At 37.1% G+C, this 25,022-nt stretch carries 29 protein-coding genes; 27 read left to right on the forward strand and 2 right to left on the reverse strand.

The annotated features are described in order from the left end of the window. Positions 1-8: 8 nt before the first annotated feature. The 10 genes from rpmD to rplQ all read left to right on the forward strand — a co-directional run bounded on the left by rpmD (position 9) and on the right by rplQ (position 5,469). On the forward strand, positions 9-185 hold the full coding sequence (rpmD, locus tag IX38_RS06010) for a 50S ribosomal protein L30 (protein ID WP_007839493.1): 177 nt from the start codon (positions 9-11) through the stop codon (positions 183-185). Between the two features lie 19 nt (positions 186-204). Further along, positions 205-654, forward strand: coding sequence for a 50S ribosomal protein L15 (gene rplO / locus IX38_RS06015; RefSeq protein ID WP_034702874.1), 450 nt, complete (start codon positions 205-207; stop codon positions 652-654). 9 nt (positions 655-663) lie between these two features. Then, positions 664-2,043, forward strand: coding sequence for a preprotein translocase subunit SecY (secY, locus tag IX38_RS06020; RefSeq protein WP_034702876.1), 1,380 nt, complete (start codon positions 664-666; stop codon positions 2,041-2,043). 3 nt (positions 2,044-2,046) lie between these two features. Next, a complete protein-coding gene (gene infA / locus IX38_RS06025; RefSeq protein ID WP_027381317.1) occupies positions 2,047-2,262 on the forward strand; it encodes a translation initiation factor IF-1 in 216 nt (71 codons plus the stop codon). A 110-nt stretch (positions 2,263-2,372) separates the two neighbouring features. Further along, the gene (gene rpmJ, locus IX38_RS22310) at positions 2,373-2,489 is read left to right on the forward strand and encodes a 50S ribosomal protein L36 (protein WP_007839480.1); all 117 of its coding nucleotides are present in this window, start codon (positions 2,373-2,375) and stop codon (positions 2,487-2,489) included. A gap of 9 nt (positions 2,490-2,498) precedes the next feature. After that, positions 2,499-2,876, forward strand: a complete 378-nt coding sequence (rpsM, locus tag IX38_RS06030) for a 30S ribosomal protein S13 (RefSeq protein WP_034702878.1) — start codon at positions 2,499-2,501, stop codon at positions 2,874-2,876. Between the two features lie 12 nt (positions 2,877-2,888). After that, positions 2,889-3,278, forward strand: coding sequence for a 30S ribosomal protein S11 (rpsK, locus tag IX38_RS06035; protein ID WP_034702879.1), 390 nt, complete (start codon positions 2,889-2,891; stop codon positions 3,276-3,278). 19 nt (positions 3,279-3,297) lie between these two features. Next, complete coding sequence (gene rpsD / locus IX38_RS06040) at positions 3,298-3,906, forward strand: 30S ribosomal protein S4 (protein ID WP_034702881.1); 609 nt, start codon at positions 3,298-3,300, stop codon at positions 3,904-3,906. Between the two features lie 33 nt (positions 3,907-3,939). Further along, complete coding sequence (locus IX38_RS06045; protein WP_034702884.1) at positions 3,940-4,935, forward strand: DNA-directed RNA polymerase subunit alpha; 996 nt, start codon at positions 3,940-3,942, stop codon at positions 4,933-4,935. 6 nt (positions 4,936-4,941) lie between these two features. Beyond that, a complete protein-coding gene (gene rplQ / locus IX38_RS06050) occupies positions 4,942-5,469 on the forward strand; it encodes a 50S ribosomal protein L17 (protein WP_034702886.1) in 528 nt (175 codons plus the stop codon). Positions 5,470-5,525: 56 nt separating this feature from the next. Here the strand turns inward: rplQ and IX38_RS06055 are convergent, their stop codons facing one another. Continuing rightward, complete coding sequence (locus tag IX38_RS06055) at positions 5,526-5,960, reverse strand: hypothetical protein (protein WP_034702888.1); 435 nt, start codon at positions 5,958-5,960, stop codon at positions 5,526-5,528. 177 nt (positions 5,961-6,137) lie between these two features. Here IX38_RS06055 and IX38_RS06060 point away from each other — a divergent pair, with 177 nt between their 5' ends. The 7 genes from IX38_RS06060 to IX38_RS06095 all read left to right on the forward strand — a co-directional run bounded on the left by IX38_RS06060 (position 6,138) and on the right by IX38_RS06095 (position 15,789). Next, on the forward strand, positions 6,138-6,770 hold the full coding sequence (locus IX38_RS06060) for a response regulator (protein WP_034702890.1): 633 nt from the start codon (positions 6,138-6,140) through the stop codon (positions 6,768-6,770). A 5-nt stretch (positions 6,771-6,775) separates the two neighbouring features. Further along, on the forward strand, positions 6,776-7,672 hold the full coding sequence (locus IX38_RS06065) for a hypothetical protein (RefSeq protein WP_034702891.1): 897 nt from the start codon (positions 6,776-6,778) through the stop codon (positions 7,670-7,672). A 689-nt stretch (positions 7,673-8,361) separates the two neighbouring features. Then, entirely contained in the window at positions 8,362-9,054 is a 693-nt protein-coding gene (locus IX38_RS06075) for a sensor histidine kinase (RefSeq protein WP_228377916.1), read from the forward strand. A 304-nt stretch (positions 9,055-9,358) separates the two neighbouring features. Then, a complete protein-coding gene (gene eno, locus IX38_RS06080; RefSeq protein ID WP_034703140.1) occupies positions 9,359-10,651 on the forward strand; it encodes a phosphopyruvate hydratase in 1,293 nt (430 codons plus the stop codon). 81 nt (positions 10,652-10,732) lie between these two features. Continuing rightward, entirely contained in the window at positions 10,733-12,019 is a 1,287-nt protein-coding gene (locus IX38_RS06085; protein WP_034702895.1) for a citrate synthase, read from the forward strand. A 264-nt stretch (positions 12,020-12,283) separates the two neighbouring features. Continuing rightward, on the forward strand, positions 12,284-13,345 hold the full coding sequence (locus IX38_RS06090) for a helix-turn-helix domain-containing protein (protein ID WP_034702897.1): 1,062 nt from the start codon (positions 12,284-12,286) through the stop codon (positions 13,343-13,345). A gap of 80 nt (positions 13,346-13,425) precedes the next feature. Continuing rightward, on the forward strand, positions 13,426-15,789 hold the full coding sequence (locus IX38_RS06095; RefSeq protein WP_084680220.1) for a TonB-dependent receptor domain-containing protein: 2,364 nt from the start codon (positions 13,426-13,428) through the stop codon (positions 15,787-15,789). 43 nt (positions 15,790-15,832) lie between these two features. Here the strand turns inward: IX38_RS06095 and IX38_RS22895 are convergent, their stop codons facing one another. After that, positions 15,833-15,997 (reverse strand): hypothetical protein, encoded by a 165-nt coding sequence (locus IX38_RS22895; RefSeq protein ID WP_165570706.1) that lies wholly within the window; start codon positions 15,995-15,997, stop codon positions 15,833-15,835. A gap of 311 nt (positions 15,998-16,308) precedes the next feature. Here IX38_RS22895 and IX38_RS06100 point away from each other — a divergent pair, with 311 nt between their 5' ends. The 10 genes from IX38_RS06100 to IX38_RS06145 all read left to right on the forward strand — a co-directional run bounded on the left by IX38_RS06100 (position 16,309) and on the right by IX38_RS06145 (position 25,016). Continuing rightward, positions 16,309-17,223, forward strand: a complete 915-nt coding sequence (locus tag IX38_RS06100; protein WP_034702899.1) for a dimethylarginine dimethylaminohydrolase family protein — start codon at positions 16,309-16,311, stop codon at positions 17,221-17,223. Between the two features lie 65 nt (positions 17,224-17,288). Next, entirely contained in the window at positions 17,289-17,636 is a 348-nt protein-coding gene (locus IX38_RS06105) for a four helix bundle protein (RefSeq protein ID WP_034702900.1), read from the forward strand. Positions 17,637-17,725: 89 nt separating this feature from the next. Then, positions 17,726-18,649, forward strand: a complete 924-nt coding sequence (gene ctlX / locus IX38_RS06110; RefSeq protein WP_034703143.1) for a citrulline utilization hydrolase CtlX — start codon at positions 17,726-17,728, stop codon at positions 18,647-18,649. A gap of 20 nt (positions 18,650-18,669) precedes the next feature. Further along, positions 18,670-19,029, forward strand: a complete 360-nt coding sequence (locus IX38_RS06115; protein WP_034702901.1) for an S-adenosylmethionine decarboxylase family protein — start codon at positions 18,670-18,672, stop codon at positions 19,027-19,029. A 4-nt stretch (positions 19,030-19,033) separates the two neighbouring features. Beyond that, positions 19,034-20,497, forward strand: a complete 1,464-nt coding sequence (locus IX38_RS06120; protein WP_034703145.1) for a DUF4178 domain-containing protein — start codon at positions 19,034-19,036, stop codon at positions 20,495-20,497. Between the two features lie 3 nt (positions 20,498-20,500). After that, positions 20,501-20,695, forward strand: a complete 195-nt coding sequence (locus tag IX38_RS06125; protein WP_228377917.1) for a hypothetical protein — start codon at positions 20,501-20,503, stop codon at positions 20,693-20,695. Between the two features lie 12 nt (positions 20,696-20,707). Next, positions 20,708-20,923, forward strand: coding sequence for a DUF350 domain-containing protein (locus IX38_RS06130; RefSeq protein ID WP_034702902.1), 216 nt, complete (start codon positions 20,708-20,710; stop codon positions 20,921-20,923). Next, entirely contained in the window at positions 20,916-22,430 is a 1,515-nt protein-coding gene (locus IX38_RS06135) for a polyamine aminopropyltransferase (protein WP_034702903.1), read from the forward strand. Before IX38_RS06130 ends, IX38_RS06135 begins: the two co-directional genes overlap by 8 nt. Then, positions 22,405-23,994, forward strand: a complete 1,590-nt coding sequence (locus IX38_RS06140; RefSeq protein WP_051884520.1) for an NAD(P)/FAD-dependent oxidoreductase — start codon at positions 22,405-22,407, stop codon at positions 23,992-23,994. Before IX38_RS06135 ends, IX38_RS06140 begins: the two co-directional genes overlap by 26 nt. Beyond that, positions 23,991-25,016 carry a hypothetical protein gene (locus IX38_RS06145; RefSeq protein WP_034702905.1) on the forward strand — a complete coding sequence of 342 codons (1,026 nt, stop codon included), beginning with the start codon at positions 23,991-23,993 and terminating at the stop codon, positions 25,014-25,016. Before IX38_RS06140 ends, IX38_RS06145 begins: the two co-directional genes overlap by 4 nt. Positions 25,017-25,022 lie beyond the last annotated feature (6 nt).

Consider the following 25,022-nt stretch of genomic DNA (forward strand, 5'->3'; position numbering starts at 1 on the left):
TTAGAACAATGGCAACAATCAAAGTAAAGCAAGTAAGAAGCGCTATTGGAAGAACAAAAACCCAAAAGAGAACGCTTGAAGCATTAGGATTTAAGAAACTTCACCAAGTTGTAGAGCACGAAGCTACACCTTCTATTTTAGGAATGATAGCTGCAGTTAGTCACTTACTTGAAGTTCAAAAATAATTTTTAAAAGAATTTTAAAATGAATTTAAACAACATAAAGCCTGCTGCAGGTTCTACTTTCAATTCAAAGAGAATTGGTAGAGGACAAGGTACAGGAAAAGGAGGTACTGCTACGAAAGGACATAAAGGTCAGAAAGCTAGAGCTGGTTATTCTCAGAAAATCGGTTTCGAAGGTGGACAGATGCCTTTACAAAGGAGATTACCTAAATTCGGTTTCAAAAACGTAAACAGAAAAGAGTTTAGAGGAATAAACCTTGATACTATCCAGATTTTAATCGAGAACAAATCCATCACTGGAGATATCACGAAAGAAGTTTTGATAGAAAACGGTTTAGTTTCTAAAAACGAATTAGTGAAAATTATGGGTAGAGGAGAATTGAAATCTGCGGTTTCAATCTCTGCTGACAAGTTCACTAAATCTGCTGAAGAGCTTATTGCTAAAGCAGGTGGAAAAGCAATTACCTTATAATACTTACTAATGAAAGAATTTATACAAACACTTAAAAATATTTGGAGCCTAAAGGAATTAAGAGATAAAATTCTCTTTACGTTAGGTATTATCCTTGTGTATAGATTCGCATCTTATATCTCGCTTCCCGCAATTAACCTTGCAGAGGTGGGAGATCTCTTAGAGCATTATAAAAATCAAGGCGGTAACAAGCAAGGAGCAGGTCTCCTTGGCTTGCTTTCGTCGTTTACGGGAGGAGCTTTCAGCCACGCTTCCGTAATGGCGTTGGGAATCATGCCTTATATTTCTGCTTCTATTATTGTTCAGTTGATGGGAATGGCTATTCCTTATCTTCAGAAACTTCAGAAGGATGGAGAGTCAGGTAGAAATACATTGAATCAAATTACAAGATGGTTAACTATTGGAGTGTGTCTGGTACAGGCCCCTTCTTATTTAACGTCTATTACTCAATTATTCTTACCGTATGCTCAGTTCCAGTCTGCATATTATGTAGAGCCGAATTCCATCATGTTCTGGTTGCCAAGTATTGTTATCTTGGTTGCCGGTTCAGTATTCGCAATGTGGTTAGGTGAGAAAATCACCGACAAAGGTATCGGAAACGGTATCTCCATCCTTATTATGGTGGGGATCTTATCCAGATTACCTGAAGCATTCGTACAGGAAATGGCCGTGCAGAACGGAAAAGGAGGAATGGGATCTATCATGATCCTTATTGAAGTAATATTCTGGATGCTGGTAGTTCTTTTAGCAGTAGTATTATCTGTTGCTGTCAGAAAAATACCCATTCAGTATGTAAGCAGAGCTCAAGCAAGAGGAGGTGTAAACAGAAATCTTATGCAGGGAGCAAGACAGTGGATCCCATTGAAAGTGAATGCTGCTGGTGTAATGCCGATTATCTTTGCTCAGGCATTGATGTTCGTACCAGGATTATTAACGAAATTCGATGAGTCCAATACCTTTCTTGCAGGTTTCAAGAATGTTTTTAGCTGGCAGTACAACGTATTGTTCGCGCTATTAATTATTATCTTCTCATTTTTCTATACTGCAATTACTATTCCGGTAAACCAAATGGCTGATGATTTGAAGAGAAATGGAGGTTTAGTACCGAAAGTAAGACCCGGTAAAGAAACAGCTGATTATTTAGATGATATTTTATCAAAAATAACCTTGCCAGGTGCAATATTTTTGTCTATCTTTGCAGTCCTTCCAGCAATAGTGCATGGAAGCTTTGTTCAGACAGATGCGTTCGCCCTATTTTTCGGGGGGACATCACTATTGATTATGGTTGGAGTTATTTTAGATACCGTTCAACAGATTAATACTTATCTGCTGAATCATCATTATGATGGCTTAATGCAGTCTAAATTATCAAGAACGACTGGATACTAATTTATGGCGAAACAAAAACATATTGAACAAGACGGCGTTATAACGGAAGCACTTTCGAACGCCCAGTTCCGTGTAGAGCTGGAGAATGGGCATATACTTATTGCTCACATTTCCGGTAAAATGAGAATGCATTATATTAAACTTTTACCTGGAGACAAGGTAAAACTAGAAATGTCTCCCTATGATTTATCGAAAGGGAGGATCACATTTAGATATTAAAACAAACGCCAAATGGAATGTATGTTCCGTTTGGCTCTTGTTGAAAAATAAATACTATCAAAATGAAATCGTACGGTTTTATTGGTCAGTAAAAAAAATAAATATTTCAAATGAAAGTTAGAGCATCAATTAAAAAAAGAAGCGCTGATTGCAAGATTGTACGCAGAAAAGGTGTGCTGTTCGTAATCAACAAGAAGAACCCAAAATTTAAACAAAGACAAGGCTAACATTAAATTATGGCGAGAATTGCAGGTATTGATTTACCAAAAAACAAAAGAGGTGTTATCGGTTTAACTTACATCTACGGAGTTGGAAGAAGTACTTCTTCCGAAATCCTTAAAGCTGCCGGTATCAGCGAAGACAAGAAAGTCAACGAATGGAATGACGATGAATTGGCCGCAATCAGAACCTTTATCTCTGAAAACGTAAAAGTAGAAGGAGAATTAAGATCTGAAGTGCAATTGAACATCAAGAGATTGATGGACATTGGGTGCCAACGAGGAATACGTCACAGACTAGGATTACCTTTAAGAGGCCAGAGAACGAAAAACAACTCTAGAACCCGAAAAGGAAAGAGAAAAACAGTTGCTAACAAGAAAAAGGCAAGTAAATAATCGTTAGGAATTATGGCAAAACAAAGTAAAGTAGTTAAAAAAAGAAAAGTAAAAGTTGAAGCTATTGGTGAAGCGCACATTCAGGCGTCTTTCAATAACATCATCATTTCTTTAACAAATAAAAGCGGAGAAGTTATCTCTTGGGCATCTGCCGGTAAAATGGGTTTCAGAGGTTCTAAAAAGAATACTCCATTTGCTGCTCAAATGGCAGCTGAAAATTGCTCTAACGTAGCTCATGAAGCTGGATTAAGAAGAGTAAAGGTGTATGTGAAAGGTCCTGGTGCAGGTAGAGAATCTGCTATCAGAACAATTCACAATTCAGGTATTGAAGTTAGCGAAATCATTGATGTGACTCCTATGCCACATAATGGATGTAGACCACCAAAAAGAAGAAGAGTTTAATTTTTAGAATTTATCCATTATGGCAAGATATATTGGTCCTAAAACTAAGATTGCGAGAAAGTTTGGTGCTGCAATCTACGGAGATGACAAAAACTTCGAAAGAAGAAAAAACCAACCACCGGGACAACACGGTCCTAACAAAAGAAGAGGTGCTAAAAAATCAGAATATGCAGTTCAGTTAGCTGAAAAACAAAAAGCTAAATATACTTACGGTATTTTAGAAAGACAGTTTGCAAATTTATTCGAAAAAGCACACAGAAGTAAAGGTGTAACAGGTGAAGTTCTATTACAGCTTTGTGAATCAAGATTGGATAACGTAGTATACAGATTAGGTTTTGCTAAAACAAGATCTGCTGCTAGACAGTTAACTTCTCACAGACACATTACTGTGAATGGGGAGATCCTTAACATTCCTTCTTATTTAGTTAAAGCAGGTGATGTGATCGCTGTAAGAGAGAAATCTAAGTCTCTTGAGGTTGTTACTGATTCATTAGCTTCTAAAGCTAATTATGAGTGGTTACAATTCAACGATGAGAAGAAAGAAGGTACTTTCGTTTCTGCTCCTGAAAGAATCCAGATTCCGGAGGACATCAAGGAACAGCTTATCGTCGAACTTTACTCTAAATAATTTTTTAATCAAATTTTTGCTCAACCCAATAATATGGCAATTTTACAATTCATAAAACCCGATAAAGTAATTTTACTTAACTCTGATGAATTTAAAGGTCAATTCGAATTCAGACCATTAGAACCAGGTTTCGGGCTTACTATCGGTAATGCTTTGAGAAGAGTGTTGCTTTCTTCTCTGGAAGGATACGCTATTTCATCTATCAAAATAGAAGGTGTAGAGCACGAATTTTCAACTATTCCAGGAGTAATCGAAGACGTTACCGAAATTATTCTTAACCTTAAGCAGGTAAGATTAAAAGCTACAGCAGAAGGCCAGGCCAACGAGCAGGTAATTGCTAAAGTTTCCGGTCAAACCGTTATTACTGCTGGTGATTTAGGAAAATCTGTCAATGGATTTGAGGTGCTGAACCCGGATCTTTTGATTTGTAACCTAAACAGTGATGTAACTTTCGAAATTACTTTCAATATTGAAAAAGGTAGAGGGTATGTTCCTTCAGAACAAAATAAGTCAAACAATGCACCTGTAGGTACTATTGCTATTGACTCTATTTTTACACCAATTAAGAAAGTACAGTATAGCATTGAAAATTATCGTGTAGAGCAAAAAACAGACTACGAAAAACTTGTATTAGATATAGAAACTGATGGATCCATCAGTCCTCAAAATGCTTTAACAGAAGCTTCCAAGATATTAATTTATCACTTCATGCTGTTCTCTGATGAGAGAATCACGCTTGAAACAGAAGCAGTAAAAGCATCTATCCAGTACGATGAAGAAACACTTCATACAAGACAATTACTTAAGTCTAAATTAGCAGATATGGATCTTTCAGTAAGAGCCCTTAACTGTCTGAAAGCCGCTGAAGTAGAAACTCTTGGAGAGCTTGTTTCTTACAGTAAGTCTGATTTGATGAAATTCAGAAATTTTGGTAAAAAATCTTTGACAGAACTAGAAGAATTAGTGCATTCAAAAGGTCTTAACTTCGGTTTCGACGTTGCAAAATATAAGTTAGACGCTGATAAATAATTAATAATGAGACACGGTAAAAAATTCAATCACTTAGGAAGAACAGCTTCTCATAGAAGTGCTTTACTTTCTAATATGGCTTGTTCTCTAATTGAGCATAAAAGAATCAACACTACTGTAGCTAAAGCTAAAGCTTTAAGAGTATATGTTGAACCTCTATTAACAAAGGCAAAAGAAGATACTACACACAATAGAAGAATTGTTTTTTCATATCTTCAGAATAAAGAAGCAGTTACTGAACTTTTCAGATCAGTAGCTCCTAAAATCGCGGAAAGAAACGGCGGGTATACAAGAATCATCAAGACTGGTTTCAGACAAGGTGATGCTGCTGATATGGCTCTTATCGAGCTGGTTGATTTCAACGAACTTTATAATCCTAATGCTGAGGAGAAAAAAGCTACAAGAAGAAGCAGAAGATCTGCAACTGCTAAAAAAGCTGAAGCTGTAGTGGCTGAAGCTCCAAAAGCAGAAGAGAAAGTTGAAGAGCCTAAGGCTGAAGCAACTGACTCTGCAGAAGAGAAAACTGAAGAATAATATTCATTCAGATATAAATGAAAAGCCATCCGGATTCCGGATGGCTTTTTTATTCATTATATTTTCGTTCTCTTCAGCTCAATTACATTATTGCCCTGCTCAAGATGCAGGCTGTCTCCTTTCACCCTTGCGGTCATATCATCTTTTTTATAGATGGTTTCCCCATTTTTTGTTTCCGTTTTGGGTAATGTGAACGTCTTTTTATTGCTGGTGATGGCAACATTACTTTCCTTGGAGTCATTTTTGAACACGACTTTTACCAATGTTCCGTCAGTGGCTTTGTAAACAAAATCTGTTTTCTGCGTTTTCTGGCCGTTCACTTCCATTGTTGACGAACTTTCGGTTACAGAATCAATTTTTCCGTTATTGTCTCTGATCACAGTTTCTGAACTGTCGATCTTGATCACATTTTTGTTTCCGCTTTCATTTTTTTTGCAGCTGGTTAATAATAATGCCATAGCTGCAGCTGATATTAAAAGGCTTTTTCTCATGATATTTATTTTTTAATGGATGGAGTATTAATTGTTTTTCTATTGTAACAGAAATTTAAGTAAATTTAGTAGAACAAAAAACAAACCAATAACCCTGAACTCAAGTCTCAAAATTACACAAAAGTGTAATTGTTTCTGTCTTGTTTTCTTACGAAATTTGTCTTAAACAAAAAAACAATGAGTATTTCCATCGCCATAGTAGAAGACGAAAAGAACTACAACAATGCGTTGAAGAAAGTCATCAATTACCAGGATGACATGAAAGTAGCCGCTCAGTTCTTTAACGGGAAAGATGCCTTGAAAAATCTCCCTGATATTTCACCGGATGTAGTGATGATGGATATTCAGCTTCAGGATATGCTGGGCATCGAAATCATTGAAAAGCTCAGAAAAGAAATGCCGGAAACGCAGTTCATCATGTGTACCAGCTTTGAAGATGATGAAAAGATCTTTAATTCATTAAAAGCCGGGGCTATGGGCTACCTCATCAAAGGTGAAAGTATGGACAAGATCCTGTCTTCTATCCGGGATGTATACAATGGCGGAGCACCGATGAGCCTTTCAATAGCTCGCAGGGTCTTAAACCATTTCGAAAGAAAACTTCCTGAAAGTAAAGATTTTGATGAACTCACCGAACGCGAAAAAGAAATTCTGGAACTTCTTTCACAAGGACTTCTTTATAAAGAAATAGCCGACCAGAAATTCATCACCATTGATACTGTAAAAAAACACGTAGGAAACATCTACCGAAAGCTGCATGTCAGTAATAAGGTGGAAGCCATTAATAAATTTAACCATTTTAAAAACTGAAAACTATGAAAAAAAACATTGAACTAGAAAACCTTTTAGGGAAAATTTCTCAACTTGTTAATTACAAGAAACTTAATGATGTTGAATTGGGTATGATCAAAGACTTTTGTGATGAAATGATTGAAAGTCTTAGTTTGATTGATAAACCCGAAATATTTGATTTTAGTGACTTTAAAATAAACAGGCAGGACGATGTAGATGCTGAGTATTCTATAAGGGTAGTAAAAAAAGAGACATGTCCAGATAATAGCATGTCCGGGGCCGGTGAAATTGATCCGGCAATTATATTAGGTTGGCACGAACGATATTCTGAAATTAAGGGAATGGAATTTAAGTATTTGCCTTCTATAGAAATAACAAGAGAAATTGCTCAAGAACTTTTCACAGATAGTGCTACAACTAAAACAAAGATATATCTGGGAGAAGATAATTGTGGATTGGTGTTTTTAACTGCAAATGAGAGTGAAGGGAAATATGCTATAATAAGTAATACACTCGAAAAAACTGTTTTAAATAGAGTTCAATATGATGACTGTAGAGCTAAATATAACTCAGGATTGAAATCATCACTTGATGATTATATTCGCTATAAAACTAAGGATTCTATGGCTAACAATACTAGGAGATTTATTTTGGGCAGAAAGATGTATGAAAATTTTATTAAAGCTTGTGGTAGTACTGCAAACTCTGTTATTGCTTTTTATCCCGTTATTTATCTTGAGAACGATTATTTGCAATATCCAGATGATGATGGCATATGTGTAAAGGTTAAGCATAAACATAGATTAACATTTTTGATGACATCGGAGCATCACACTAAAGAAGGAAGAGTTGCATTTCAAAAAGAATCTGTTTACGATAGAAATGGTCTTTGTCCTCCTCCTGATAATTCAAACTGCTAAATGAACTTTTTAGACTATTTATACTATATAATTATATTTATATGCTTTATTGTTTCCATGGGTTTTAGAAATCTGTGGAAACAATTTTTTTGGTTGTATTTTGGAATTACGATTCTTGTAGAGTTGATGGTCACATTTAAGGTTAATTTTATTACTACCCGGATGTATAATTATTTAGACTTATTTTGTATTTGTTTTTTTGGGTACATTTATTTCAAAGAACTTGATAATAGTAAAACCATTAAATTGATTACTATCATTAGCTGTTTGGCAGGAATATTTTTTATTTTGATTTCTACTACAAATTATTCTATTATTACTGGATTTCTTTACTCTATTTTTTTAATTTTCATTTCTATATTCTGGTTTTATATGAAAATATCGAATAAAAACAGAGAAGATAATATTTTACATCTTGCCTTTTTTTGGTTTAGCAGTTCATTATTACTGTGGGCAGTGTTTTATATTTTCAGAATGTTTCCTATGTACATTTTTGTTAAAACAGACATAGAATTTTCTTATATGCTGAAAATAACTTTCCAAATTATTACTGTTATTTCTTATTTTATTTTTCTTAAAGGTTTACTGTGTAAAAAATGAAAGAACTTCCATTTGAAATAAAATTTATATATGTTACTGCATTTATCCTAATATTAGTCTTTGCAGTATTTATAATTTTTGTTGTACTAATGTATAACAAAAAGCAGATTCTTTATTTGAGAGAAAAACAGTTAAATATTGAACACCAAAACCAACTCCTGCAAAAAGAACTAGAAAAGCAAAAATCCATAGAACAGGAACGGGAACGCATCTCCCACGACATGCATGACGATCTGGGAGCAGGTATTTCAGCATTAAAACTTCAGGCAGAATTCTTAAAACAGAAAGCGGAAGATGATGATCTGCAAAATGATATAGACGAACTTCTGAAAACCTCGGAAGAAATGAACCTTTCCATGCGCGAAATGCTCTGGAGTCTGAATTCAGGAAATGATACCCTGGGAAGTTTTATAGATTATGCCATACAATATACAGCTAACTTTCTGAAAAGAACAAAAATAGAATTCTGGTCAGAAAGCGAAGATATTGTACCAGAAACCCCGGTTTCTACAGAACTGAGGAGGAACATGTTTTTATGCTTAAAAGAGGCAGTTAATAATGCCTATAAACATAGCCGGGCAAATACATTGAGGCTTTCCTTTTTGCAGGAAAAAAATGTCTTTACAATGAAAATTTCAGATAACGGTGAAGGAATTCCTGAAGAACATCCCGAGGGAAATGGTCTCCGCAATATGAAGAGAAGAATGCAGGAACAGGAAGGTGAATGCCAGATCATAAAAGAAAGTCCGGGAACCCAAATCCTTTTTCGAACTATGGTGTAAAATCCGAAAACATCATACAGATAACGTCTATTGAATGTAAGTTGTTGTTTTCAAAAATGGAAACAATAAAAATTGCTATGGAATAATAAAAAGGATGTCATTTGTATAAGTGAAATATTATTTAAGGGTAAAATTAAACTGCAAACCTTCTGTGTCATAAAAAATACCGTAGAATTTTTATGTATTACCAAATATTAAAGCCCACTTTTTTCATCAGGTTAGTTTTTTCATTAAATTTGTGATCAAGTATAATTTTAAAAATAAACAACTTGAAGCTTTTGCGGATGGTTTAAAACTAAACAATATGAGTGCAATTTCTTTCATAGAAGCGAGACAAATTTTGGATTCCAGAGGTAATCCTACCATTGAAGTAGATGTATTTACAGAAAGCGGAGCCATGGGGCGCGCTGCCGTACCTTCAGGAGCATCTACAGGTGAACATGAAGCAGTGGAATTACGTGACGGTGGTTCAGATTATATGGGTAAAGGAGTCCTGAAAGCTGTTGAAAATGTAAAAGAAGTAATTGCAGAAAACTTAATTGGGCAGCCGGTTTTTGAGCAGAACTTTATTGATCAGATCATGATTGATCTTGACGGAACTCCAAACAAAGGAAACCTTGGTGCTAATGCAATCTTAGGAGTTTCTTTAGCCGTAGCCAGAGCAGCAGCTGCTGAATTAAGAATGCCTTTGTACAAATATGTAGGCGGTGTTAATGCTAACACCCTTCCTGTTCCTATGATGAATGTCATCAATGGAGGATCACACTCTGATGCACCTATCGCATTCCAGGAATTTATGGTGATGCCGGTAAAAGCGGATTCTTTCTCTCACGCTTTGAGAAAAGGAACTGAAATTTTCCATAACCTGAAATCTATTCTTCATTCAAGAGGTCTTTCTACAGCAGTAGGGGACGAGGGAGGTTTTGCGCCTACTTTCAAAGGAACTGAAGATGCTTTGGATACATTACTTCAGGCTATCGAAAAAGCAGGTTACAAACCTGGTGACGACATCATGCTGGCGCTTGACTGTGCCGCTTCAGAATTTTACAAAGACGGAATTTACGACTACAGAAAATTCCAGACTCCGGATGCCGCTCAGTTCTCCAGCAGCGAGCAGGTTTCTTACCTTGCTGAATTGGCTGCTAAATATCCTATCATCTCTATCGAAGACGGGATGCAGGAAAATGACTGGGAAGGATGGAAAATGCTTACTGATAAGATTGGTGACAGAGTACAGCTTGTAGGTGATGATTTATTCGTAACCAACGTAGAAAGATTATCAAGAGGAGTAAAAGAAGGTATTGCGAATTCAATCCTTGTAAAAGTAAACCAGATCGGTTCACTTTCCGAAACAATGGATGCTGTACAGATGGCTCAGAATAACAAATTTACTTCAGTGATGTCTCACAGATCCGGAGAAACTGAAGATTCTACAATTGCTGACCTGGCAGTAGCTATGAACTGTGGCCAGATCAAAACAGGATCTGCTTCAAGATCAGACAGAATGGCGAAATACAACCAATTATTAAGAATCGAAGAAGCATTGGGTGATACTGCATTTTTCCCAGGTTTAGACGCATTTAAAATCAAAAGATAATTGAATTTATAAATAACGGCAAGCGATAATTTTTGTTTGCCGTATTTTGTAATAAGTAGTATATTTAAAAAAAATAAATAAATGTCAGACAACAAAGTAATATTGAATTATGACGGTAATTCATATGAATATCCAATCGTGGATAGTACTATCGGAGACAGAGGGATTGATATTTCAAAATTAAGAGACCAAACAGGTTTGATCACTCTGGATTTAGGGTACAAAAACACAGGAGCTACTCTTAGCGACATCACTTACTTAGACGGAGATAAAGGAGAATTGTTCTACAGAGGATATCCAATTGAGCAGATTGCTGAAAAATCTAACTTCACAGAAGTAATGTACCTTTTATTAAACGGTGAATTACCTAACCAGGAGCAATTCGGTTCTTTCAACAACAACATCAAAAAATATAACTTTATAGCAGAGGAGATGAAAAAAATCATCGATGCTTTCCCTCGTTCTGCACATCCTATGGGAGTTTTATCTTCTTTAACTTCCGCTTTGACCGCTTTTAATCCAAAAGCAGTTAACGTAAACTCCAAAGAAGAAATGGACCACGCTGCAGAATTGATGATTGCTAAATTCTCTCATCTTTGCGCATGGACCTACAGAAAAACTCAGGGTCTTCCGCTTAACCACGGAGACAACAGCCTGAACTACGTAGAAAACTTCTACAAAATGGCATTCAGATTACCGAACGAAGAATTTGAAGTAAACCCGGTAATTGTAGATGCTCTTGATAAATTATTAATCCTTCACGCTGACCACGAACAAAACTGTTCCACTTCTACAGTAAGAATGGTAGGTTCTGCTCATACAGGTCTTTTTGCTTCCATCTCTGCTGGTGTTTCTGCACTTTGGGGCCCTCTTCACGGAGGAGCTAACCAGGCTGTGATCGAAATGCTTGAATTGATCGAAAAAGATGGTGGAGACGTTAATAAATGGGTTGAAAAAGCTAAAGATAAAAATGACAGCTTCCGTCTAATGGGCTTTGGACACAGAGTGTACAAAAACTTTGACCCAAGAGCGAAGATCATTAAAAAAGCAGCGGATGATATCCTTAGCGCATTGGGAATTCAGGATAAAGCTCTTGACATTGCAATGCAGTTAGAAAAAGTAGCTCTTGAAGACGAATACTTCGTAGAAAGAAAGCTATATCCGAACGTAGACTTCTATTCAGGTATTATCTACAGAGCATTAGGAATTCCTACAGAAATGTTTACAGTAATGTTTGCATTGGGAAGACTTCCGGGATGGATTTCTCAGTGGAAAGAAATGAGAATGAAAGGAGATCCTATCGGAAGACCGAGACAGGTTTACCAGGGTGCTCAAAAAAGAGATTACATCGATATTACAAACAGATAATTGCTGTTTTTATCATAAACAAAATCCCAAGGCTTGCTTTGGGATTTTTATTTTAATTGGTTGTGTCTTTTTATAAAATTGGAATCAATAATTTTATTAAATTTACTTCCATAAGTTGATCACTTTCAATAGGTTTTGGCTAAAGCCCGGAGGATAGAGATCATTGCTAAACGGACTAAAGTCCATTCCTGTTGAAAATCAGAAATAGTGATTGATAAAAGCAGTCATTATTTATCTTTATACCAAAAAATAAAAACAATTACAATGACTTTCGGACAGCAGATGTTATTTTTCTTCAGTGCGGTAGGAGCCTTTAATGGGTTGCTGCTTGGGATCTACCTTCTATTTGTCAAAAAGCTCAGATACATTCCCGATTTCTTTTTAGGCTTGATTTTATTGACTTTAAGCATCAGAGTTGGGATTTCGGTTTGTATCTATTTCTATCCGGACTGGCCGCGGATTATTCCGCACTTCGGAATGTCGGCGCTGTTTTTTACGGGTCCGGCTTTATATTATTACATTACGTCATCATTCCGGAAGGAAGAATTTGATTTAAAACAATGCAGAACATCTTTCGGTTTGTTGACGTTGGTTCTTGGGACAGTCGGACTGTTATATTTGTTCTTCCCGGTTACATGGGACAGATATTTTGGGACCTTTATTTATACGGTTTGGTCAGTATTTGTCTTACTTGCTGTCTATCAGTATTATATATATTCAAAACAGGTTCCTAAGAACCCCAATAAATTTATCCTTCCGGTACTCATCAGCAATGCAATCATTTTCCTGGCATATCAGTTAATTTCTACCGGCTGGGTACAGGTTTACTGTGCAGGCGGAAGCCTTGTCTTCTCGTTTGTGCTGTATGCCAATTTTTTAATTCTCTTCAGTAAAAAGAATGATCAGGATTCTGTAAGAGAGATTCCTAAATATACCAATAAAAAAATCTCAGAAGAACTTGCGGAAAGCTTTGTTTCAAAACTTGAACGGCTGATGGATTCCGAAGAATTATATAAAAATCCGAACCTGAAATTAAGTGATCTGGCGGCCAGGCTGAATATGTCTGCCCATCAGCTTTCCCAGTTGCTGAATGATAATCTCGGTAAAAGCTTTTCCACATACATCAATGAATACAGGATCAGCGAAGCCTGCCAGAAAATAGAAAACGGCTCCTTCCTTAAGATCGAAGAGATCGGGTATGAAGTTGGGTTTAATTCTAAGTCTACTTTCTTTTCCACGTTCAAAAAAATTAAAAATACAACACCGCTTTTGTACAAACAGTCACAAATCCCTTCTGAAGCCAGGTTTCAGAGTTCAGAATTATAATTTCGTACTGCGGAATTTAAACTTCAAAACCTTATTTTTCTTTCAGCCTGCTACTTTTGGTTTCATAAAATTTAAAATTTATGAATATCAGATTATGGATTTTCCTGTTGCTCTTATTTCTTTCCTGTTTTGGAAAAGCTCAGGAAACATTACACGGAAAGGTGTTGGATTCAGAAACTAAAAAGGCGGTTTTTCAGGCTGAAATATCTCTGTTAAACAAATCAGACCAAAGCGTCCTTCAAAAAGTTCAGACGGATTCCTTAGGCTTTTTCCAGCTGAATAATATAGCTGCTGATTCTTACTTGGTGATCCGGAAAAAGGAATATGAAACGAAAGAACTGGATAAAACCGGAGACTTTTCTTCGATTGAGCTGAAACCTGTAACTGAAAATATCTCAGAAGTGGTAATCCGTTCAGTGGCCAGAAGTATCAGGCTCAACGACGGAAATATTGTCATGAGTGTTTCCGGAAATAAAGACTTCAAAACATCAGCCAATCTTCTTGAAGTTTTAAAAAAGACACCGGGTGTTTCCATAGATCAGGAAGGTGGTATTTTTATTGGCGGAAGAATTACTCCCGCCATATTTATTGACGGAAAACCAGTCACCATGAGCAGCCAGGAACTGCAGGCCTATCTTCGTTCATTACCGCCGGAAATGGTAGAAGCTATTGAAGTGAATGCCAACCCTTCTTCAAAATATGATGCAGAATTTAAAGGAATCATCGATATCAGGCAGAAAAGAAACGGCAATCTCGGCTGGAAAGGAAATTACAACGGAAATGCATATGCCAATAAGTTCAGCTATAGGGAAAATTCTTTAAACCTTTCTTATAATACAGAAAAAACAGCCTACAGCCTGCAGGCCGGTTACAATAACGGTATTTCCACATATCGCTATAATGCAATACAGAAACTTGCCGATACCAATGTCATGCGAACCAACACATATCAGGAAGATGAAGGAAAAGTGTACAGCATTCAGGCCGGAGCAGATTTCAGGATCAATGATAAAAACAGGTTAGGTGTCAATTTAAGAGGAAATTTCAGAACCAGTGACCGGATCCGTTCAGGCTCACTGTATACCACCAATAAAGATAAATCACAGCTGATCTTTAACACCGAAAGTAAAAACCCTACCCATTATTCCCAGGAAAATTATGGGGTAACTGCAGATTATTCATTTCAAAATAAAGGTTTTAAACTGAGTTTTTTAGGGAATTATCTTTCCGTGGAAAATAAGCAGAAGGATGATTTTATCAATAAAGATAAACCTACGTCTCAACTTTTATCCTACTGGCGATCTGACCTGCTTAATAAAATTGATATCCAGACTGCACAAACCGACATTTCCCAAAAAATAGGAAATGCAGACATCGAAGCCGGAATGAAATACAGCCGTTCCAATACCCATAATAATATCCGCTACGATACGCTCTCTGTGAATGACCGTTTTACCTTTGATCCAGAACGCAGCAATATATTTTCGTACAAAGAGAAAATATGGGCAGGCTACATTTCCTACAGGCAGAAGTTTGGAAAACTTCTGGTGAATGCAGGACTGAGGTTTGAGAATACGCAGAGTATTTCGGATGCTGTTACCAAAGATTCTGTAGTTTCAAGGAATTATCTCGAATGGCTACCGTCTTTCAGTACAACATATACGTTCGATAAATCTAATGAACTGTCACTTTCGTACAGCAGAAAGATAACACGGCCTGTATTTTCCCAGCTCAATCCGTTCCGGGTTTATTTCAGCCCTCTGAATTACTGGATTGGAAATCCCTATCTGCAGCCTTCTTTTACCAGCCAGATCAAACTTACGTACCGTTATAAGAATTGGGTGACCAGTTTTATTGCGGGAAAAGAAAAAGATGTGATGACCCGTTATCCGCTTTACAACCCCAAAACCAATGTCCTGGAATACCTTGGGACCAATCTTCCTTACCGGAAATTTGCTTCCATAGAAACCAGCTTTCCTGTGAAACTGACCAAATGGTGGAACGTTACCAGCCAGATCGCTGGATACTATAACGATGAGTTCAGGCCATATCTGGATGAAGTTTTTGCTTTGAAAGTCTATAATTATGAAATAAGGGTAAATCAGGTTTTCACTTTGCCTAAAAGATATACCGTTAATCTCTTTGCAAATTATGAATCTAAAACCGGAAACAGCCTGTACATTATAAAACCCAGATATACAGTAGATCTGTCTGTGCAGAAATCATGGTTTGACAGTAAACTGAATACAAAGATCAGCTATAACAATATTTTTGATTCTTACGATCAGCGTCTGGAGTTCAGACATAAGCAGATCATGGACAACCGTTTTACGCATTGGTGGGACAGCAGCCGTCTGATCCTTTCTATCGGTTACAGCTTTGGAAGCTCAAAATATCAGGCTAAAGAACTTCAGAAAACAGAAGAAGAAAACAGGGCAAGATAAAAAGAAAACCTGCTTGTCGTAAGCAGGTTTATTGATTTTTTGATTACGGGCAGGCACAGTTTCCGCATGTCCAGATCGTACACTTTCCGTTCTCGTCCCATTCGCAGCAGTATCTTGGTCTGGTTGGACCAACACCTCCTACGATTAATTTTTGCTCGTTTCTTCCTAATTTTTGTGCATTTTTCAACACAGGATTTTTCTTGTTCATGATTTTGATTTTTTGATGTTAATAGTTAAATTTTAATTTATAATTTCATTGAAATTATATCACTAAGGTATGAATTTATTTTATAAAATCTACAGTTTTTTATTTCTTATGTAGATGAAAAATAGTCAGTTGTAGATTAATTATGCATTCGGATTCAATATGAGGCTTTAATAAACGGGAAAAAAAGGATGAGAAATAGGAGCATATTCCAGACATTAAATGCTATTAAAATCAAATTTGATGCATAAAACAAATCAAAAGTTTTCCAGATAGAGACCTTTACTTATATTTGTAGTATTGCATAAATCTTTATGAGACTAAACATTAAAAACGAAACGGGCAGGCTGAAATCAGTAGTTCTAGGCCAGCCTAATTCAATGGGAGCTGTTCCCACATTAGAGGAGAGTTATGACGCCAAGTCATATTACTCCATCGAACATAATAGGTATCCTAAAGAAGAGGATATTGTCAACGAAATGAATGCTTTTGAAGCCGTATTGAAAAAATATGACGTAGAAGTGCTTCGCCCAAGCATTATCAAAGATTATAACCAGGTTTTCGCAAGAGATGTGGCTTTTGTGATTGATGATAAAATGATCATCTCCAATGTGATTGCAGACAGGGCCGACGAGCAGGAAGCCTATAAAAAAGTGTTTGAAAAAGTGTCGTGGAGAAAGATCATCAATCTCCCGGAAACAGCACATATTGAAGGCGGTGATGTAATCGTATGGGACGATTTCCTTTTTATAGGAACCTGTTTCAGCGAAGATTACAGAAATTATAAAACCGCAAGAACGAACGAATACGCTATTGAAATCCTGAAAGAATATTTTCCGAAGAAAAGAATTATCGACCTGGAATTAAAGAAAAATGATAAAATTCCGCTTGAAGGCATCTTACACCTGGACTGTACATTCAATCCGGTAGGAAAAGACAAATGCCTGATCTATAAAAACGGGTTTGTAGATGAAAGCGATTACCGCCTGATCATCGATATTTTCGGGGAAGAAAACTGTTTCCATCTCAATGATGAAGAAATGTTTGAAATGTTCCCGAATATCTTCTCCATTTCTCCGGAAGTTATAGTATCGGACAAAACATTCACAAGAATGAACAACCACCTTAGAAACGAGTGGGGAATGACCGTAGAAGAAATTCCTTACAGGGAAATCTCTAAAATGGGAGGGCTGTTGAGGTGTTCTACAATGCCTTTGGTGAGAGAGTAGAAATGTATTAGAGTATTAGTGTAGGAGAGTGGGAGTCTTTTTTCTTGCTAAAATAAATTGTACATATGCCAACAGTTAAATTTCATCAGGATTTAAAAGTTTTTCAAAGATCTTTTGAAATGGCTATGCAGGTTTATGAACGCTCAAAATCCTTTCCTAAAGAAGAGCTCTATTCTCTTACAGATCAGATCAGAAGATCATCAAGATCAGTCTCTGCTAATATAAGTGAAGCTTGGGGGAAAAGAAAATATGAGAAATCTTTTATTGCTAAATTAACTGATTCTGAAGGTGAAGCAAGAGAAACTCAGACATGGCTTCAATTTGCTCTTGCCTGCAACTATATTAGTGAAGAAGAATTTAATAATTTAAATAATCAGTATAACCAAATCATAGGGATGTTGGTGCCAGTCTGAGAAATGGTGTTCATTTTTATCTATCACCGGCGAAGGTAAAGATGATAAAACTCTCTGACTCTAAAACCCTAAAACTCAAAACTCAGAAAATGCAAACAACAGATACCGTATTAATGATAGAGCCGATTGCATTCGGTTACAACGCTGAAACAGCAGAGAATAATTATTTTCAGGTAGAACAGAAAGGTTCTGATATTCAGTCTAAAGCTTTGGCAGAGTTCAACACTTTTGTTGGAAAACTGAGAAGCAAAGGCGTAAATGTGATCACCATAAAAGATACATTGGATCCGCATACTCCGGATTCTATTTTTCCAAATAACTGGGTAAGTTTTCATAAAGATGGTAAAGTGGTTCTATACCCTATGTTCGCTTCCAACAGAAGAGTGGAAAGAAGAGAAGATATCATTGAAAGCATCGGAAGTCAGGGATTTGAAGTGGCTGAAATTGACGACTGGTCGTTTCCTGAAACCCAGGGACACTTCCTGGAAGGAACCGGAAGCATGATCTTTGATCACGATAATAAGATAGCTTATGGCTCGGTTTCTCTGAGGCTTGACGAAGGTTTATTCAGAGAGTTTTGTGCAAAGTACGGCTTTACACCTATAATTTTTCATTCTTACCAGACTGTAGGAGCGGAAAGGCTTGCCATTTATCACACCAATGTCATGATGTGCGTGGCGGATCAATTTGTAGTCATTTGCTTAGACTGTATTGATGATGAACTGGAAAGAGAGAAAGTGATTGAAACCATCAAAAACTCAGGAAAAGAGATCATCGAAATTTCAGAAGAGCAGATGCAGCAGTTTGCCGGAAATATGCTTCAGGTTCAGAATAAAGATGGAGAGAAGTTCCTGGTGATGAGCCAGACAGCGTACCAGTCTTTGACCTCTGAGCAGGTGGCAGCCATTGAAAAATGCTGTGAAATCATTTATTCAGATCTGAATACCATCGAAGTGAATGGAGGAGGAAGCGCAAGATGTATGCTTGCTGAGGTTTTCCTTCCGAAAAAATAATATATTTACAAAAAAAATAATTGAAACCATTATCAAGCAAAGGTCTGCATATCCTTCTGACTTTGGAAACACAGTCAGAAGATTTGTTATTGAACTGCAGAAGCTTTTTGGAATATACAGAATCCATTTTAGAAACTAAAGAAGTGGAAATTGTTGGAATTACAGAGCATATTTTTGACAATCAGAGCTTCACCGCTGCTGTATGTCTTAAAGAATCCCATCTCTGCATCCATACCTGGCCGGAGTTTAAACAGCTTACATTTGATGTTTTTCTGTGCAACTATACTCAGGATAATACCAGGAAAGTGGAGCAGATTGCTGATGAAATAGTTCAGTATTTCAATGCTGAGATCATCCAAAAACACAAAATTCACCGTTAAAAAAATGTATTACGTTTGTCCCGTCTGCAAAAAAAACAATGAGCTGTCAATAGATTTTTCTGTTGAAGAATACATCTGCGATTCATGTTCTTCCCTTATTGGAAGAGAAAAAAATGCTTCACGGAAAATCATTAAAAAACCTGTTGAAAATGTAGTGCTGAAAGTCGGACAGAAGGGCACGGTTTATGGGACAGATTACTGTGTTATTAATATTGTTGTTAAAAAATATGGTGAAAATATCTTCTGGCGCGAATACACCCTGAAAGATCCATCCGGAAATAATGTATACCTGAGTGAAAGTGACGGGCATTGGGTGCTTCTCCGTCTGCTGGACTCTGAATTTAAAGACTTCAAACATTATGCAGAAACTGCTGATGGCCGGAAGTACAGATGGTACGAAACCACGCCCTGCAGTATTCATTCCGCAGCAGGTTTCTTTGAAGATAAAATAGATTTTAAACTTGCCAAATATAAAGAATTTGTCAACGGTACCGAAATGATCTCGAGGGAAGAATGTGGCAACTCAGTACAGTTCTTTAAAGGGGATCATATCTCAAAATATACAATCAGGAAAGCTTTCAGCTTAAAAGAGCTTCCCTATTATTCAGGGGTAGGAATTGTCGAGCCCTTTTTCTTTAATGTAAAACAGGGTATCAATATTATCGGAATTTCAGCCCTGTTGATCTGTCTGATCCAGCTTTATGTGGTAATGTCAAGGACCAATCAGACTATTTTTGAACAGGAAATTAAATTTGCCGATATAAATGATAAAGAACTGGTGAGCAAAAGCTTCAGCCTTTCAGGAGCTTCCGCTCCGTTAGAAGTGAATGCTTATTCAGATGTAGACAACTCCTGGGCCAATGTAGGAGTAAGCCTTGTCAATGAAAAAACCAATGAAATAGCTTATACCTCCAAAGATATAGAAAAATATTCCGGTTATGAAGGTGGGGAAAGCTGGAGCGAAGGAAGCCAGAGTGAAAAATTTAATTTTTGCGGTGTAGCGCCCGGAAGCTATCATTTCCTGATTTCTGCAGAAAAAGAAGGCGGTGCCGCAGATCCGTTCAAATCCGGGTATCAATTGCAGAATGGAGAATTTTCAGTGATTAAAAACGACCTGGGAATTTTTTATATGCGGAATAATAAAGACCAAAGCATCAGCCAATACACAGAAAAAGGAATACTGAAAAATGAAATTAGCGGAATAAACAATCTGACAGAAAAACCGCTGGAAATTAAAAAACTGGACTCTGTCCTTACCAATATGAGCCCGCAGCCCGGCTACCCGGAAAAATATGAAAAAAACAGCTCTGTAAAGATCAAGGCCGCATGGCAGCCCGTTTCGTTCTGGAATTTTGCTATTGTGATCATTTTCTCACTCATCTTTATAGGAGCCAGCCTTCTGGGAAGACGCATTTTCGAGTTCAGTAAATGGAGAAACAGTTCCAATTCACCTTACCCCACCAATTAAGCTATGGAAAAAATAACCAACTATATCAGGACCAATTGGGTACTGTTTCTTATCGGAAGCTTTTTCGTGAGCGGGTTCGTTTATCTTACTTTTACAGGAAATAAGTTCTGTGATTGTGCCAAGACAGAAACGTACCGGGACGGAACCACCAGAAACCATTCCACAGGAATAGGATTTTACAGATATTACCACAAATAAAAAATATAAACTATGGATAACATTAATCTACTGCCGATATTCAACTCCGTGCTATATTCAATTTTAGGAATAGCCATACTTCTGATCTGCTATTTTATTATCGAAAAACTGACCCCGGAAAAAACATGGCATGAGATCTCACAAAATAAAAATATAGCGTTAGCAATTGTTTTTGGAGCATTTATCATAGGAATTTCAATGATCATAAGTGCTGCGATTCATGGATAAGAAGAGGATTCCTCTTGAGCTGCTTTTAATGTTCTCGGTTTTTGTTATTGCGACCTGCGGGCTCATCTATGAACTGGTGGCCGGTGCGCTGGCAAGCTATCTTTTGGGAGATTCCGTTAAACAGTTTTCCTTCATCATCGGCGTTTATCTCTTTTCAATGGGAGTGGGGTCTTATTTTGCCAAATTCATCAAAGGAAATCTCATTGATAAATTTGTAGAGATCGAAATCCTTGTGGGAATTGTCGGTGGAGTAAGCTCAGTCGTTTTATTTATCCTTTTTAATACGCTGGCCCATTTTGAAACGGTTCTCTACCTTTTTGTTTTCTTTACCGGATGTCTGGTAGGAGTGGAAATTCCGCTGCTGATGAATATCCTTAAAGACAGGATCGGGTTCAAGGACTTGGTTTCAAACGTTTTTGCCTTTGACTATATTGGAGCATTACTGGCCTCAATACTGTTTCCTCTCGTGCTTATTCCGAATCTGGGAATTGTAAAAACCCCTCTTTTTTTCGGACTGATCAATGTTTCTATCGCCATATTCTTATGTTTTTATATTAAAAAAGAACTTTCAAAGCCGCTTTCCTTAAAGATAAAATCAATCGGGGCTTTTACATTTCTTCTCGGCCTGTTTATTTTCTCAGATAAAATTTTATCCTATTCAGAAGAGAAACTCTACGGCGAAAATGTGGTCTATACCAAAAGCTCGCCCTACCAGAGAATTGTTCTCACGAGAAATAACCATGAATTTCGGCTGTATCTGAATAACAACCTTCAGTTTTCCTCCACAGATGAATACCGCTATCATGAAGCGTTGGTACATCCGGCGATGTCTATGGCAAAAAACATTGGGAATGTTCTGATCTTAGGTGGTGGAGACGGTTTTGCTGCGCGTGAAGTACTGAAATACAAAGACGTAAAAAATATTACCCTTGTTGACCTGGACGGGGAAATGACCCATTTCTTCAAAACCAATGAAACCATGCGTACCTTGAACCAGAGTTCTTTATCTGATCCCAAAGTCAGGATCATCAACAAAGATGCTTACGTCTGGGTCAAAGAAAACAGGCAGAAGTTCAATGTGATTATCATTGATTTTCCTGACCCTTCCAATTACAGTTTAGGAAAGCTCTATTCATTACAGTTTTACAAAGAATTGGAAAGACTGACTGATTCCGGTACTAAAATTGTCGTTCAGACCACATCGCCGTATTTTGCCCCGAAATCTTTTTGGTGCATCGAAAAAACGATCAATCAGATATTTCCATTTACCACAGCATACCATACCTATGTGCCTTCCTTTGGAGAATGGGGATTTTCAATGGCTTCATTTGAACCGGTCAATAATAAAATCTACAGAAAGATTCCCAATTTAAAATATTACGATTATAATTTTTCTCAGCTTTCTTATTTCAGCAAAGACATGAAAGTGAATGATGTAGAAGTTAACCGTCTGGATAACCAGATATTAGTCCGTTATTTCGATGAAGAGTGGGGAAAAGTACAGTAGGAAAGATTTTCTTACAACAGTTTTTCTGGGCAGTCTTATGCTTCCTTTTCTGCAGTACTGTGGAAAAAAAGCAAGGACTCTGTTACTTAAAATCACCGGAACCAATCATGTCCTCGGACATAGACTGTGGGCTAAAGATTTTCCGGAATTCTCAGAAGAGATCCATACAAAATATCTCATTGTCGGAGGTGGAATCTCCGGACTTTCTGCATGCAGGTTTTTAAGCCAGAATAATCAAAATGATTATCTTCTGCTTGAAATGGAGAACAGGTTAGGCGGAAATTCTTCAAACGGCCAGAATCAATTTTCAAAATTTCCTTTGGGAGCACATTATCTTCCCCTCCCGAACAAAGAAAATGCCGAACTCATTGAATTTTTACGGGACTGTGGAATCTACCGGGGAGATGATGAAAACGGAGAGCCTGTTCTGGACGAATACCAGATGACTTTTCCACAGCAGGAAAGATTGTTTTACAAAAATGTATGGCAAAACGATATCGTTCCTCAGAAAGGGATTGATATAAAAACACAGAAAGAATTTGACCGTTTCTTTAAAACAATGGATGATTTCCGCCGGAAAAAAGATAGTCATGAAAAATACTGGTTTGCTATTCCCGTCCATGACTCAAGCAGAGAAAATGATGCTTTAAAACTGGAAAAGATCCTTTTTAAGGATTGGCTTAAAGAGCATCACTATACATCGGAAGAATTGCTTTGGCTGCTGGATTATTCCTGCAGAGACGATTACGGATTAGGAATTGATTATGTTTCTGCCTGGGCAGGAATCCATTATTTTGCGGGAAGAAAAAACAACTGGAGCCGGAAATATAAAGATCAGGTCTTCACATGGCCGGAGGGAAATGCAAGGCTGGCCAAACATCTTTCAAAATTTACGAACGGAAAACATAAGTCCGGTCATTTGGTTTTTGAAGTTAATATAAATGATAAAGTTGAGGTTTTAAGCTTTGATAGCATTCAAAAAAAGACAGTGAAAATCACTGCTGAGAAAATGCTGTTTGCAGGCCCTCAATTTGTTGCCGTAAAAATTTTCAGCAGTAAAAAAGCATCATCATTCAATTATGTTCCTTGGCTTCTGACGACCATTACGTTAAAGAATGAATTTGGAGGAGATGAAGAGCTGGCCTGGGATAATGTTATCTACGGTTCTGCGGGACTGGGTTATATTTTTGACCAGCACCAGAACATTGAGCAGATCATGGGAGAAAAAGTAATCACTTATTACAGGAGTTTTTCAGGTAGTGACTGTAAAAAAGCAAGACGCCAGCTGTATTCCATGAAAGGAAGTGAACTTAAAACCTTAGTTTTAGATGATTTAAAGAAAGCCCATCCGCTGATAGAAGATTTTATTTTAGAAATGGAATTTCACAAAATAGGTCATGCAATGATAGCTCCGGTTCCGGGCCAGATTTTTGGTGAAGAAACCCAAAAGGCAAAAGAGCCTATTGACGGGAAAGTTTTCTTTGCGCATACGGATCTTTCGGGAATTTCTATTTTTGAAGAAGCTTTTTATCAGGGACTGAGAACAGCAGAACAGATGATATGAAACAGCCCTGGATACATAATGCAAAAACAGACTGGTGGTTTATTCTATCCCCGCCTTTCCTGATCCTGCTTGTTATTTTTCTTTTTCAGAAACAGATTCAGGGGCTTGAAAATAATTATTCTTTTTACACCTGGCTTTTTCTTATTGTTTTTATAGATGTGGCGCACGTTTATTCCACTTTATTCAAAACCTATTTCGTAAAGGGAGAAGTGCAGAAGAGGAAACTTCTGTATTGGGGAATTCCTGCCTTAAGTTGGATTTTAGGTATTGCCCTTTTCCAGTTTGGGAGCCTGGTATTCTGGTCAGCCCTTGCATTGGCGGCCGTTTTTCATTTTATCCGGCAACAGTACGGTTTTATGAGGATTTATGCCCGTTTTGAACCCAATAACTGGAACAAAAAAATAGATGAGATTGCCGTTTATTCTGCTACAGTTTATCCTATGCTGTATTGGTTTAAGACCCCGCGTGCTTTTACATGGTTTGTAGAAAATGAATTTGACTGGCTTAAAAATCTGCCGGATTACACCAGACTCATTACTGTAATTTATGCTGTCATATTGACCGTCTGGATTTTAAAAACCGTTTTTGAAGTCTTTAAAACAGGGAAATTCAATATTCCAAAAACTGCTCTGATAGCGGGGACTTATCTTTCGTGGTACTTCGGAATCGTATATTTCAACAATGACCTTGTTTTTACTTTTTTGAATGTTATTTCGCACGGGATTCCATACATTGCACTGGTCTACATCCGGGAGATTCGGCAGAAAGAAAAACATCAGCTGGAGAGGCTTTCTGTTTTTAAATCAGTCCTCGGAATATTTCTGTTTATCGGGGTGATCCTCGGATTCGCATTCTTCGAAGAGGTCCTGTGGGAGGTCCTGGTGTGGAATGAACATTTTTCATTGGATTTCCATATTTCCGAAAACGTCCTTCAGTTTTTGGTTCCCATGCTGGTTGTTCCTCAGCTTTCTCATTATCTCCTTGATGGTTTTATTTGGAAGAAACCAAAAAAAGTTAGCTAAATTTGT

It is taken from the genome of Chryseobacterium luteum, assembly GCF_000737785.1.
Classification (GTDB): domain Bacteria; phylum Bacteroidota; class Bacteroidia; order Flavobacteriales; family Weeksellaceae; genus Chryseobacterium; species Chryseobacterium luteum.